The 13,739-nt window shown below is 39.1% G+C and carries 9 protein-coding genes; 4 read left to right on the top strand and 5 right to left on the bottom strand.

Going from position 1 to position 13,739, the window contains the following annotated elements; translation table 11 throughout:
* Window positions 1-8: 8 nt before the first annotated feature.
* The gene (locus JWR87_RS17330; RefSeq protein ID WP_297822511.1) at window positions 9-3,650 is read right to left on the bottom strand and encodes a BamA/TamA family outer membrane protein; all 3,642 of its coding nucleotides are present in this window, start codon (window positions 3,648-3,650) and stop codon (window positions 9-11) included.
* Between the two features lie 880 nt (window positions 3,651-4,530).
* On the opposite strand from JWR87_RS17330, the gene JWR87_RS17325 reads away from it, so the two are divergent.
* From JWR87_RS17325 to JWR87_RS17310, 4 genes are all read left to right on the top strand, one after another.
* Complete coding sequence (locus JWR87_RS17325) at window positions 4,531-6,774, top strand: RelA/SpoT family protein (RefSeq protein WP_297822510.1); 2,244 nt, start codon at window positions 4,531-4,533, stop codon at window positions 6,772-6,774.
* Window positions 6,775-7,063: 289 nt separating this feature from the next.
* Window positions 7,064-8,326, top strand: a complete 1,263-nt coding sequence (locus JWR87_RS17320; protein WP_297822508.1) for an adenylosuccinate synthase — start codon at window positions 7,064-7,066, stop codon at window positions 8,324-8,326.
* Between the two features lie 105 nt (window positions 8,327-8,431).
* On the top strand, window positions 8,432-8,860 hold the full coding sequence (locus JWR87_RS17315; RefSeq protein ID WP_297822506.1) for a hypothetical protein: 429 nt from the start codon (window positions 8,432-8,434) through the stop codon (window positions 8,858-8,860).
* An 18-nt stretch (window positions 8,861-8,878) separates the two neighbouring features.
* Window positions 8,879-10,177 carry an anthranilate synthase component I family protein gene (locus tag JWR87_RS17310; RefSeq protein ID WP_297822504.1) on the top strand — a complete coding sequence of 433 codons (1,299 nt, stop codon included), beginning with the start codon at window positions 8,879-8,881 and terminating at the stop codon, window positions 10,175-10,177.
* 51 nt (window positions 10,178-10,228) lie between these two features.
* Here the strand turns inward: JWR87_RS17310 and JWR87_RS17305 are convergent, their stop codons facing one another.
* The 4 genes from JWR87_RS17305 to rplS all read right to left on the bottom strand — a co-directional run bounded on the left by JWR87_RS17305 (window position 10,229) and on the right by rplS (window position 13,697).
* On the bottom strand, window positions 10,229-11,287 hold the full coding sequence (locus JWR87_RS17305) for a lytic transglycosylase domain-containing protein (RefSeq protein WP_297822502.1): 1,059 nt from the start codon (window positions 11,285-11,287) through the stop codon (window positions 10,229-10,231).
* Between the two features lie 60 nt (window positions 11,288-11,347).
* Window positions 11,348-12,787: an Asp-tRNA(Asn)/Glu-tRNA(Gln) amidotransferase subunit GatA gene (gatA, locus tag JWR87_RS17300; protein WP_297822500.1), complete on the bottom strand. Its 1,440-nt coding sequence runs from the start codon at window positions 12,785-12,787 to the stop codon at window positions 11,348-11,350.
* A gap of 24 nt (window positions 12,788-12,811) precedes the next feature.
* Window positions 12,812-13,042, bottom strand: a complete 231-nt coding sequence (locus JWR87_RS17295) for a twin-arginine translocase TatA/TatE family subunit (RefSeq protein ID WP_297822498.1) — start codon at window positions 13,040-13,042, stop codon at window positions 12,812-12,814.
* 307 nt (window positions 13,043-13,349) lie between these two features.
* Window positions 13,350-13,697, bottom strand: a complete 348-nt coding sequence (gene rplS / locus JWR87_RS17290; protein ID WP_297822496.1) for a 50S ribosomal protein L19 — start codon at window positions 13,695-13,697, stop codon at window positions 13,350-13,352.
* Between the last annotated feature and the right edge of the window lie 42 nt (window positions 13,698-13,739).

The raw sequence follows: 13,739 nt of genomic DNA, 5'->3' as shown, positions 1-13,739 counted from the left end.
TAGTATTATTAAAAAGTCAGATTAAATTTTGTGCCGATCGAAAGATTAAAAAGCGTCCCTTCTTCAGAAAAGCCCATCGCCGCTGAAATAAGCAGCATATTAAATGGCGAATAATACAGTCCTCCACCAAAAGAGTTGTGCCATTTTTTACTCGTCTCATTTTCTGCCCAAACCCTTCCAATATCATCAAATGCAAGTACGCCAACAGAACCTGGCAAAATATAAGACTTGGTATCAAATAACTTCACAAGCAAAGACAAGCTTCCGTATGCTAATGAAGTTCCTGCAAACCGGTTTTTTCTAAATCCTCTTAAAACATTGTTTTGTCCCAGGTTCAACGCCTGGAAGTATTCGTAATTTTTGCTAAAGATATGCCCCCCACCAAGCCTGAGGATACTCACCACCCTGGCAGGATCGGTGAGGCTTGAGTAGAGTGTCATGTCTGAAGTTAGCGTAGTAAGTGGCTTACTGTTTTTATTAATACCTGCTAAAGCATTAAACTCGGTATTCCAATAAATTCCCCTTGTGGGCATAAACTCATTGTTTACATTATTTAACAATATTCCAAACTTACCCCCCACATAGGTCTTTGTCTTATATACGTTAATTGAATCTAAACCGACAAGAGAGGGAGCATCTAATATTTTGTCCCGGTTATCTTCAAGATGGTTCCAATAATTGAACACTTTTGGACCCCCAAACATCTTTAAAACATTCCCCAATCTACGTCGAAGTAACACCTCGGCATCAACATAGTTATAGCGTACACGGTAAAACAAAGGTTCTTTATTATTCGCCACTTTAGTAAAATTCCCGATACCGAAGAAATTGTTGAGGGTAGGTTTAGCGAGTGCCGCATTAATAACAATATCATCTTTTCCAATCACCTGGTTGAATTCTCCTGAGTAATTAAGCCTGTATGCACCACTACTAAAGGCATAAAGCGTTGAAAATTTTTGAAAAGTTGAAAAAGGCTCTTTTCTAAACCCAAAAGTTTTTCTTGAAAAGCCAAGGCCAGCCATTAAACCGTCTTCAGCATTAAAGCCTAGATTTAGATTTGGAAAATTGTTCTTGTTATAATTAAAACCTGTGGTGCTGTATTTATTTACTTCCGGAGTATTCTCAAATCGGATCCTCGTCCTGCTTTTATTTTCTATTAAATTTTTTTCGCTGGACAGATCGTAGAGGTAATTCTTAACATCTCCCTTAATGTTAAAAGTATCATTGCCCCTGCCGCCAATAATCCTCATTTTAATTTTTGACTTAGCATTTTCATCCACATCAAAAACGTCGTCTCCATTCAGCCCGTACATATGTATTTGCTCGGTCACCCCGGGCTCAAAAATGCGGCTATAGACGAGAGATGCGGAATCTGTTTCTTTTGTTTTTTTATATACCCGTACCTGTAGATTTTTACCAACTGACTGTACTTTGAAATATTCATTTTTATTGCTTCCTACTACATTTACCTGTTTGGATAGAAACCTGTAGTAATTCATTCCTTCTCGCGGCAAATAATTGCGGCGGCTTTTTAACTTGGCGCTAATTTCAGATCCACCTAAAGCGTACACTTCTGGCGGGAGTTTTTTGACAGCCTCATCTATCACGTTATCAGGAAGATTGGTTTTAAAATTAGCTAATGCTTTTGACCATGTTGAAGAGTCGAGGGAATTAAGAAAGCTACGGTCAAGATCTTTAGCCCAATATGCAAGCCATTGAATTCCTGGAATTTGTCTTCTAAACCCCTTTAAAAAAGGAATAAGATTTTGCGACGCCAGCTTTACAAGTAATCCATTGGAGTATGAAAAGGCCTGGTCACGATCTCTCGGAATAGGGTAATAAAGCTTGCCTTTGCCTGTATCTTTTTCTAAAAACCTCCACTGGTCAAAATGCCGGTCCCAGTCGGCGATAAGAAAGTCTAGTAAACGTGCGCGCAAAAACGCTTCCTGGTCTACGTGATTGTCATTATCCTCCAACATTTTGTTTACCACTTTCTGTTCACTCTTTGTGTCTTCTCCGCGTGCTATTGGCTGTCTTTCTTCCAACAGGCAAATCGTGTTAGCAAAAAAGGGTCGATAAGGACCTAAAGCAGGATCATTTGGAATAAAAAATATTCTTGGTGCAGCAACTGTAACATTTACAGCCTTGGCAAGGGGTGGAATAATCACAGGCGAATAAGGATGTGCAGATGAAATAAAATCTTGCAAATAGTCCTGCGCCAGCGTTCCCTGTACGTTTCCCGGAAGTATTTTGGTAATGTCTTTATTTATAGTTCTTAGAGTCCATTCTTTTCCGCTTGTGTCAGTTAACCGCAATGACTTGGTCTGGTGTCCTCCACCCATTTCTCCAACTTTAAATCCACCCATTTCTTCATTTACTCTAAAAACTTTCATCTTAACCTGTTCTGCCCATACATCACGATAATTACTGCCATTGAAAAATTTCTTAGTTCCGGAAACTTCGGCGTATGTAAGATTTGCAGCTACACTTATGCTATCAGCAGAATAAGGCACGTAAACGACCGGAACATCGTTTTTATTCTCCTCCTCGGGTAGTTTTGAAAAGTTTAGAAGGTGACTATTGTAAGCCTTTTTTATAGAATCGCTTACGGTATAAAAAGTAAGGTTAACGTTTTTGTTCTTTGACACATCCAATACAGCATATCCATTTAAATCCGAAACAAAGGGAGCTTTTTTATTGGGCGAAACACGAGTATGTTTGGTTCCACTTCCGCTTACAATGTAATTATAGGTGCTGTCTTTGATTAGTTGAAGGCTGTGCTCGTGACCCCCGGCAAAAATGACATTACGATGTCCCTTAACTACTTTCTCTACGTCGCGAATCATATTGGCGTAAGCGGGATGAGATAAATCTTCCGGTACTCCAAAAACACCACGGGCAATCGGGTAGATAGAACCAATAGCGGGCAGTGGGACATATAGGTTAGGGAAGGCATCAGTAAGAGGAAAAATATGTTGCTTAAGGGTAAAATAACCCCCATGAATACCATAACTTCTAAAAGTATGATGACATGCAAGTATCACAAGCTTCTTCGAGTTCTTCGAAAGAATATCTTCTAACTGGTTTAGTACTTCAAAAGGCGTTTTATATTCACAGTCAGACTCTATCCCTGGTTTGTCATATGGATGTATCCACCACTGGCTGTCAAACATTACCAGCGTCACGTCATCGCTTAAAGATACTTCCACCGGTCCACCGCAACCATCTTCGGGATAGAACTTCACATTCTTACCCCCTTTAGCATCTATATACTGCTGCTGCCGCCTAACTGCCTCCCAACCTCCTTTGCCTCCTCTATCCCAATCATGGTTGCCCGGTATGAAAAATACTTTTGCATCTGTACCATTTGCAATAGCAATTTGGGTATCTAGCACACTTCTTTTTATATCGTAAAAAGAATTTTGTTCATCGGGCAAGCCGGTGGTGTACAAGTTGTCTCCCAAAAAAACAATTGTCGTTTTCTTATCTAGTTTATTTGTTTGTCGCACCGCCTCTATTACAGGGTGCCTCCCACCTTTAAAGTCACCGGCATCCCCAATTAATATAACTTTTGCCTGTAGTGTATCCTCCTGGCCATAGCCGATCAAACCTAAAAATAAAAACATCAAAACCCCACTAGCCTTTTTCATTAACCAAACTTGTTTTTAAAATTGTAATATTTATTATACTCGTTATATACAAAATTCTTTATGCCCTTTTTAGGAATGACTAAAATCTATCTTATAATATCTCTTAATGTATTGGTAAGAAAATTATCAGGTATTATTTTATTTCCGTGCTTTTTTCGTCCAAAGTATAAAAGGTAGTGAAAACAAACAACTACGATTTTTCGTACAAACTTACCTGTATCAAAACTTACAGACAGATTAACGTTAAAACAGTCAATTAAAGTCAAATCCTCTGCCGCCTACTTTAACTATCAGAACAGCACAATCGCCATACAGCATTATGAAGCAAACAAGCGATGAGGAAACATTTCTACATCCACTTCTTTGCTTATCTTTTTTAACGGAATGATTTATAAAAGGCTATAAAATAGGGAGAAGAAGTGAACGTGTTTACCACAACGAATTTTACCTGGCAAAATTTTAGCGTAGGAGTTAAATCTCTTCTAATAACGCTTCACCCATTATACATGTGTTTCTGTTAGTGCTGTAACAATAACCAAAAAGCTTCCCGCGCGAAAAAATAGTAGCCAGCACCTTCTTTTGTTACGCTTATCTCCATTTGCATAAAAATATTTTTTTTCGAGGAAAGCACGTGTCCTCAACCTGCACCGTCAGTAATTCTTAAATTATTAAACCCAAAGGTGTTAACGGAGCTGCTACCACAGCAGTGCTCGCAAACACTGTCGCTCCGAAACGTTCACTGGAGGAGAAGGGTAATATTCAGTTAAACATGCGTGATTGTAGGGGGGAGTTTGAAAGAAGAAATATCGCTTGTGCCAGTATAACCTTAACTTTTTCCTAAAAAAACCGTGATAAACGCCGTTTTCGTAAATTCGTACCCATGGAAGAGCAGGACATAGTAGCGGTGCCAACCACCCAAAAATATAATCTAAACGAGGAGCAGGAGAAGAAGGAGATTTTGCGCCATTACCGCGCATTGCTGAGGGCATTACGGGAAAAATTAAAAAAGGGAGATAAAGAGCTTGTCCGTCATGCTTTTGAAATGGCTGCTGATGCTCATAAAACCATGCGAAGGAAAAGCGGCGAGCCTTATATTATTCATCCGCTTGCCGTGGCTATGATTTGTGTTGAAGAAATTGGCCTCGGGGTTCGCAGTACTATCTGTGCCCTGCTTCACGATACTGTCGAAGATACCGATATGACATTCGAAGACGTTGAAAGGGAATTTGGTCATGAGATCGCCCGAATTGTAGACGGCCTTACAAAAATTTCAACTGTTATTGATAATAACACCAGTCAACAGGCCGAAAATTTCAAGAAAATATTACTTACCCTAACGGATGACCCAAGAGTTATTTTAATTAAGCTTGCTGACAGGCTACACAATATGCGGACTCTCGACAGCATGAAACGTGAGAAGCAGTTGAAGGTCTCCAGCGAAACAGTTTGGGTATATGCTCCCCTTGCCCACCGGATGGGGCTATACAATATTAAGACCGAGCTCGAAGATTTATCCATGAAGTACATGGAGCCGGAAACGTACAAAGACATAGCACGCAAGCTGGCTGAAACCAAGAGAGAGCGTACAAGATATATCAACGAGTTTATTCGTCCTGTAAAAGAGAAACTAGTCGCCGGAGGCTTTGATTTTGAAATTCACGGCCGTCCAAAAAGCATTCATTCCATTTGGAATAAAATAAAGAAAAAAGGGGTTGCATTTGAAGAAGTATACGACCTGTTTGCTATCCGGATTATTTTGAACTCTCCTCACGCCCGCGAAAAAGAACATTGCTGGAAAGTGTACTCAATCATAACTGACGAGTACACCCCCTCACCCGAACGACTAAGAGACTGGCTTAGCAATCCAAAAAGTAATGGCTACGAAGCTTTACATACAACTGTAATGGGGCCGCAGGGTAAATGGGTAGAGGTGCAGATAAGAAGCAAGCGCATGAATGAAATTGCGGAGAAAGGGTTGGCCGCGCATTACAAGTACAAAGAAGGGTCAGCAGATGAAGATCGTTTTGACAAGTGGTTTAGCCAGATCAGAGAAGTGCTAAACACGCAGGATACGGACGGCGTCGACTTCCTGCAGGATTTTAAAACAAGTTTTCTCGCAGAAGAAATTTATGTATACACTCCCAAGGGAGATGTAAAAATGCTGCCCATCGGTAGTACCGCCCTCGACTTTGCATTCAGCATTCACAGCGCAATTGGTACGAAATGTATTGGCGCTAAGATCAATCACAAACTTGTTCCAATCAGCCATAAGCTGCGTAGTGGCGATCAGGTCGAGATCATTACAAGCAGCAAGCAAAAGCCAAGCGAAGATTGGCTAACCTTTGTGGTTACGGCGAAGGCCAAAAACAAAATAAAGGATGCACTAAAAGAAGTAAAAAGAACCATTGCAGAAGAAGGAAAGTACATATTGCAAAGAAAGCTGGAAGGTGTAGGAGCAGCTTACTCTCAGCAAAACGTCGATACGCTGGTAGCTTTTTACAAGTTCCATTCGCAGCTTGATTTTTATTACCAGGTTGCGGTAAAAGCCTTGGATTTAAAAGAACTGAAAGAATTCCAGGTTTTGGGTGATAGGCTCGAGCCACCTAAACCTCAAAAGCCGGTTCACGAAATACCTGCTGAGATTATCCCACATTATTCAAAAAAGGATTCAGAGCTTATTATATTCGGTGAAAGCAGCGATAAGATTATGTACACGCTGGCAAAGTGCTGCAACCCCATCCCCGGCGATGATGTGTTCGGCTTCGTTAGTACCGGCAAGGGTTTAATCATTCACCGTACAAGTTGTCCTAACGCCCCCAGTTTATTGTCTAATTATGGTCACCGTGTTGTTAAAACCAAGTGGGCAAAAAATAAGGCGATAAGTTTCCTTACGGGCCTTAAGATTATTGGAATGGACGATGTAGGTGTGGTAAACAAAATCACGAACGTCATTTCCGGAGATCTAAAAATTAACATAGCCGCGCTTGCCATAGAGTCGCACGATGGATTGTTTGAAGGAACGATAAAAGTGTTTGTACACGATAAAGAAGAATTGGAAGAATTGGTAGAACGCTTAAAAATGCTGAAAGGCATTCAAACCGTGGATCGTTTTGATGCCGAGTAGCTTTAAGAGCTTTATAGGTGTATTTTAAACATTCAGTATAAATTAGAAGGTTACTGCTTTCCATTTTCGCCTTTTTGTAGCAGACAGTTGACTCTAAATCAACATTGTTGTGTCACTCACTTGTACAGTAAATTTTTGTGGAGCATTCTTTAGAACCGGCTTGCCACTTAAAGCTAACTTGTTAATTTTTCTACTTTCCATTTTAATCCGTCTTATTTCTTCGTCACAATAAATAGCCAAGGTAAAGTCAGTTCCATTAATTTTGCCGGAAACGCAAATACATTTTAAAATGGTTGATGTTATTCTTGGTTTACAATGGGGCGACGAGGGTAAAGGGAAGATAGTAGATTTTTTTGCTCCTAATTATGACTTGGTAGCCCGCTTTCAGGGTGGCCCAAATGCAGGTCATACTTTATATGTGGAAGATAAAAAAGTAGTGTTACACCAAATTCCCTCTGGTATCTTTCATCAAAACACGATCAACCTCATTGGCGGTGGTGTTGTTTTAGATCCGGTTACCTTAAAAAGAGAATGCGACCTGGTTGCCTCTTTTGGTATTGACGTAAAAAAGAATCTTTATATTTCTGAAAGAACAAATATCATTGTTCCTACTCATAGGGCTTTAGATAAGGCATCAGAAACTTCAAAGGGAACAGAAAAAATTGGAAGTACTTTAAAAGGTATTGGTCCAGCTTACATGGATAAGACTGGTCGAAATGCAATAAGAGTTGGAGATATCCTTGACAAAAGCTTTATTACTAATTATATCAAACTGCGTTTAAAGCATCAGCGTTTATTGGATAATTTTCACTTCAACGAAGACATATCCGGGTGGGAAGACGAGTTTTTTGATGCAATAGAATTTCTAAGGACGCTTAATGTAGTTAACGGGGAATATTTTATTAATAATAAAATTTCTCAAGGGCAAAAAATACTTGCCGAAGGCGCTCAAGGGAGTATGCTCGATATAGATTTTGGAACTTTTCCTTACGTGACATCGTCTAACACCATTTCTGCCGGAGTTTGTACTGGCTTAGGTGTTGCTCCCCAAAAAATTAATGAAGTAATCGGTGTGTCAAAGGCTTATTGCACCAGGGTAGGAAGTGGGCCTTTTCCGACAGAACTTTTTGATGCAACAGGCGAAGAGTTACGCAAAATAGGCGCAGAGTTTGGAGCTACTACCGGTCGTCCGAGAAGGTGTGGGTGGATAGATCTTGTGGCCTTACAATATGCTTGTATGATTAACGGCGTTACAAAAATTGTGATGACAAAAGCCGATGTACTTGACTCTTTTGATAAGCTCAGTATGTGTACTTCTTATCTTATTAATGATGAAGAAAAGAAAGAAGTACCATTTGCTATTTCAAAAGTTAAGATCGAACCTCTTTATCAATCCTTTGACGGATGGAGTACAGATACTACAGCAATCAAAGAAAGCGCTAAGCTTCCCGCTACTATGAATACATACATAAAGTTTATTAATGAATTCGTAGGAGCTCCTGTTAAATATGTTTCTAATGGACCCGGCAGAGAACAAATTGTGGCACTTTAAAATTTTCCTTAGATTTCATCGTTTTAGATTTTTATTAATTTTTTTAAAAGTTTTTTAGCGACCAGAAAACCGTTCTAAGTTTTACGTGACCAAAATCTATAAGTTATGGCAGCAAAATCTGATAAAGAAAAGACCCCTAAAAAAGCGGCGCCGAAGGCGGGTATAGCGGCAAAGAAAGTTTCCGCAAAAGCTAAGAAACAATTGGAAGAAGATGACGAATTAGATGCTGACGATGACAAACCAGCAAAGGGCAAAAAAGTTGCGGCAGTAAAAGTAAAAGGTAAGTCTGAAGCAGATGGTGATGATGATAGCGATGTTGACGAAGTAGAGGATACTTGGAATAAACCAGAAGAAGGCGACGATTGGGATCCTGATTTTGATGAATTTGATTTACCAAAGTCAAGTGCTAAAAAGGTCGGACTGACAAAGAAAAGTGCGAAAGATGATGACGACGACTTTAAAGTAGATGATGAGTTTAAAGACCTGTTTGGTGGTAAATCATCGAAGTTTGACGACGATGACGACGATTATTAGCATTACCTAATAAAATATGTGGTAAGAGTTTATCATACTTTTCACGTAGAGGATAGCAATCTATTAAAGCAGCAGATGTTGGCCTGGTCAAGCAGGTTCAACATCTGCTGCTTTCTTGATAACAACCACTATCAATCTAATTACAATTCCTTCGACTGTTTGCTTGGCGTTGGAACTACCTCAATTTTCCAACCATCGGCTGATTTTTTCTCTTCCTTAGCCGAGTACATGCACGATAGTAATGATTACATTTTCGGTCATTTCAACTACGAAATAAAAAATATAATTGAAGGTGGCATTTCCTTGCCTCCGGATGATGGAACATGCTTTCCTGATTGTTTTCTTTTTGTTCCTAAAATACTGATTGAACTAAAAGAAAGCACCCTAAAAATCGGAGTGATTGATCAAGAGGCCGATTCTATTTTTTCGGAAATAATGAAACAGCATCCTATTGATCGTTCCGGCCATGTCATTTCCTTTCAACAAAAAATTTATAAAGAAGACTATTTACATAAAGTTGAATTATTACAGAAACACATACAACACGGAGACTGTTATGTAATAAACTTCTGCCACCAATTTTTTGCAACCGCTGAAATTAACCCTGTTTCTATTTACACTCAGCTAAGCAATATCTCCCCAAACCCCTTTTCTGCTTTTTATCGGATTGACAATAACTATCTCCTATGTGCAAGCCCGGAAAGGTATGTGAAGAAAATAGGTGACAAGCTAATATCACAACCCATTAAAGGCACATCAGCAAGAAAACATTTCGATTTGAAGGAAGATGGCGTAAGTAAAATACAACTAAAAAACAGTGCTAAAGACCAATCGGAAAACGTGATGGTGGTTGACTTGGTAAGAAACGATTTGAGTAAGATTTGTGAAGAGGGGTCAGTAGCAGTGGAAGAGCTTTTTGGTATTTACTCATTTCCTCACGTTCATCAAATGATATCTACCGTTGTAGGAAGGGTTGAAAAAGATCAAAGTTTTTCAAATATTTTAAAAGCAACTTTTCCAATGGGCAGCATGACCGGTGCCCCAAAGAAGAAAGTAATGGAACTGGTTGACAAGTACGAGCAAAGCAAAAGAGGAATATACTCAGGCACAGTAGGATATATAACCCCAAATAAAGATTTTGACTTTAATGTAGTAATCAGAAGTATTGTTTATAACACAGATACAAAGAACGTTTCTTTTCATGCTGGCAGTGCCATTACTGCTTCAAGTCAGCCTGATGAAGAGTATGAAGAATGCCTATTAAAAGCTCAGGCGATTATAGATGTGTTTTCGGAAACAAAAAAGCGGAACAAATAAAACGCCCTGCGCTTATTTGTTCCGCCTGTATTAAAGTTTACTCTCTTTTGGTTACATTTTCAGACTCCATTCAACACTTTCATTTAATATGGTATTCTTAATTCCATAAAACAAATTAGCTTTTTCAGTCGGCAATGTCATTTGGTAGGTTTGCCCCATGGCTATTAATTTGTCAAAGTTTGGATTAAGCTTGTTAAAGGCCGCAAGATCAACAGCAAGATTTTTAGCAATGACAGAAGACCGGTATTTACCCGAAACTTCAACTATAGTATTTCCTGCTTCTCCTGTGGCAGTGAGATTTTTATTATTAGTAGCGGCTAGATTAAGATCATAATCTAAAATTTCAGATGCTGTCATAGTAGTTAAACCGCCATTCCCTTCAAAAATGAAATGAGTTCCAATAAATCTTTTTACATGATTTCTGGTCTCAGCCGGTAAAAAGGCTTGCAGATCCCAGAAATTCTTTGTTCCACTTTTCCTTATAGCTTGTCTTAACCTGCCTGCACCGCAGTTATAAGCAGCAACAACAAGAAGCCAATCATTGAACTGCTTATGTAATTCTTTTAAGATCCTCGCTGCTGCGTAAGTACTCTTACTAAAGTTCTTTCTTTCATCATTGGGGCCTTCTACACTTAGCCCCATTCTTTTAGCTTCCTCCGCCATAATTTGCCAAGGCCCAACAGCACCGGCAACAGAAATACTATTTGATACTAACGAAGACTCTATCACCGACAGGTATTTCAACTCTAATGGTAAGCCGTATTGGCGAAGAATAGCATCATACACGTCAAAATATGGCTTGCCCCAAACCTTCATTTTTTCGAGGTGAGTACCCTCTTCACGGATATAATTTTGTACAAATGGTAGCGCTTTCGGATTCAGTTGAGTTACGTAAGGCTTTGTAGGGTCGAAATAGGAGGTAGAAAAAAGACTTTTAAAACCGCTTTTATCGTTTTTGATAATGGTTTTCGGCAATGGCTTTACAGGATCTCCCGGATCGGGTGATGATTTAAATGCACTACCGGCAATAAATACAGAGGGAATAAAAAAAGTGAGCGCCAATGATTTTACAAGCCGACGAAGCTTAACAGGAATTCTAACATTCTTCATGTACAGAAATGTTTAGTTAAATAAACGGGTTATGCGGCCACGTCTTGGTCGTCGGTAAATCTATAGGTGTGGATTATTTTCGGTTAATTGTAAGTTTATTAACAATTTGGAAAGGGAGAGCAAATGTAGGTCATTATTTTCATGCGACATCAACTGTAAGCCAAATGGCAGACCTTCCTCAGTTTTAAACAAGGGAAGTGAAATAGCAGGAATGCCCACGAGGTTGGCATACACAGTATATATGTCGGCAAGAAAGATTTCCACAGGATCTTTCTTTTCTCCTAACTTATATGCTGGGGTTGGTACAGTTGGCAAAATGATAGCATCGTATTGGTGAAAAATTTCTTTGGTTTTTTCAACCAGTAATCTTCTGACTTTTTGTGCCTTTGAAAAATAGGCATCATAAAAACCCGCGCTTAGCACAAAGGTGCCAAGCAAGATTCTTCTTTTTACCTCAGGCCCAAATCCTTCGCTCCTGGTTTGTTGATACAACTCATGTAAGTTGTTTTCTTTACCAGCGCTTTGATATCCATATTTAATCCCGTCATACCTCGAAAGGTTACTGCTCGCTTCAGCGGTAGTTAAGACATAATAAGCAGGAACAATATAATCAAGCAAATCAAAATTGACAGGCTCCACCGTATGACCTGCTGCTGTTATTTTTTCTATAAACCTATCTATGCCATTAGCGATAGTAGGGTCCAAGCTAGGATGTTCTAATGCATTTTTAAAATAACAAAATTTGTAGCTAGTCTTTCGGGCTGGAATATGAGAAGGTTTCTGCTTAGCGGTGCTATCAAACGCATCGGCACCTGCAATTACATCTAAAACTAACTTCACATCATCAATATGCTTCCCAAAAATACCGATCTGGTCAAAAGATGAAGCGTAAGCAATTAGTCCGTACCGGGAAATAGAACCGTAAGAAGGTTTCATTCCGATTATTCCACAAAAATCTGCAGGTTGTCTTACTGATCCTCCTGTATCGCTGCCCAGGCTCACCATACACATCCCAGCTTGCACAGCCACTGCAGAACCACCTGATGAACCACCAGGTACCCTTTCTTCATCAATAGCATTTCGTACTAACCCAAACGCCGAATTTTCGTTACTACTGCCCATTGCAAATTCATCGCAATTTTGTCGGCCTATTATAATGGCTTCATCCTGAAGCAACCGTTCGGTGGCGGTAGCATTATAAACAGAGGTGAAATTTTCTAGAATGCGGGAGGAGGCTGAAATGCGGTGGTCTTTATAGCAGATTACGTCTTTAAGACCTACTATAACGCCATGTAGTCTACCCAGAGGTGCCCCATTTTGCCTTTGTTTATCAAGCACTGCTGCTTTTTCCAAAGCTTCCGCTTCAAAAACCTCTAGCCAGGCATTGAGATGGGTAAAAGCAGAAATTTTATCCAGATAATGACGAACGGCCTCCACACAAGTGGTTTGGCCGTTCACTAATAAATTATGATATTCTGAAATAGATTGAGAGCTTACCAAAAGTGTCTGCTTTAACTAAAGAAATTATGGCTGAACAGATGAACTTTGAGAAGCTTTTTTAACCTCTTTTTCACTCATGCCTTCCTCAATTTCCTTCTTCACGTTATCTTTAGCATCGTTAAATTCACGGATACCTTTTCCAATACCTCTCATAAATTCGGGTATTTTTCTACCTCCAAATAAGATTAATACTGCAAGAACAATTAAAATCCATTCGCTGCCTCCTGGCATTCCGATTAATAAATTGGTAAACATCGCTTATGATTTTGAACTACAAAAGTAGGTTTAAAAAAATGTTTTAGAATAACGAACCTCTAAAATACGTGTAAAGTTTAGTAAAGGTTTAATATTTATCAAATAATTACAAGGACAAATTTTTGTAGGAGCATTGCGTAAAGAGGCAGCATAAAGATTAAATGTATAAGGGAGTGACACAACAATGTTGGATGAAGACATAATGTTGGAGAACTAACGTTATGTCTTCAATTCTAGTATTAATCGCCTATAATACAAAAACGGAAACCAAAAAGGCTTCCGTTTAATTATGTTGCAATCATAAATACTAATATCGTTTCTCTTTAATTCTTGCACTCTTACCACTTCTTTCGCGCAGATAGAAAAGCTTAGCACGGTTAACTTTACCCACTTTATGAAGCAAGATAGATTCAATATTAGGAGAATTAACTGGAAACAACCTCTCTACACCTACGCCATCAGAAATTTTACGAACTGTAAAGGTCGCAGTGGCACCTTGTCCTTGTCTTTTAATAACATCACCTTTAAATGACTGGATCCTCTCTTTGTTACCTTCAATAATTTTATAATTAACAGTAACATTATCACCTGCCTTAAATTTAGGTACCTCTTTGTTTACAGTTAATTGCTCATGCACAAAAGCTACAGCGTTCATATCAAATTTTTTTTCGGATTGCGAAGGTAAGGGGAAAGTATT

Source organism: Segetibacter sp. (assembly GCF_025963695.1).
In the GTDB taxonomy this organism is placed as follows: domain Bacteria; phylum Bacteroidota; class Bacteroidia; order Chitinophagales; family Chitinophagaceae; genus Segetibacter.
This window is presented reverse-complemented; position numbering and strand designations above follow the sequence as displayed.

What these genes read in the sequence shown, in the direction of transcription:
- rplS (WP_297822496.1), bottom strand. Translation starts at nt 13,697, where the DNA reads ATGAACGCTGTAGCTTTTGTGCATGAGCAATTAACTGTAAACAAAGAG.
- JWR87_RS17320 (WP_297822508.1), top strand. Translation starts at nt 7,064, where the DNA reads ATGGTTGATGTTATTCTTGGTTTACAATGGGGCGACGAGGGTAAAGGG.
- JWR87_RS17325 (WP_297822510.1), top strand. Translation starts at nt 4,531, where the DNA reads ATGGAAGAGCAGGACATAGTAGCGGTGCCAACCACCCAAAAATATAAT.
- JWR87_RS17295 (WP_297822498.1), bottom strand. Translation starts at nt 13,042, where the DNA reads ATGTTTACCAATTTATTAATCGGAATGCCAGGAGGCAGCGAATGGATT.
- JWR87_RS17330 (WP_297822511.1), bottom strand. Translation starts at nt 3,650, where the DNA reads ATGAAAAAGGCTAGTGGGGTTTTGATGTTTTTATTTTTAGGTTTGATC.
- JWR87_RS17305 (WP_297822502.1), bottom strand. Translation starts at nt 11,287, where the DNA reads ATGAAGAATGTTAGAATTCCTGTTAAGCTTCGTCGGCTTGTAAAATCA.
- JWR87_RS17315 (WP_297822506.1), top strand. Translation starts at nt 8,432, where the DNA reads ATGGCAGCAAAATCTGATAAAGAAAAGACCCCTAAAAAAGCGGCGCCG.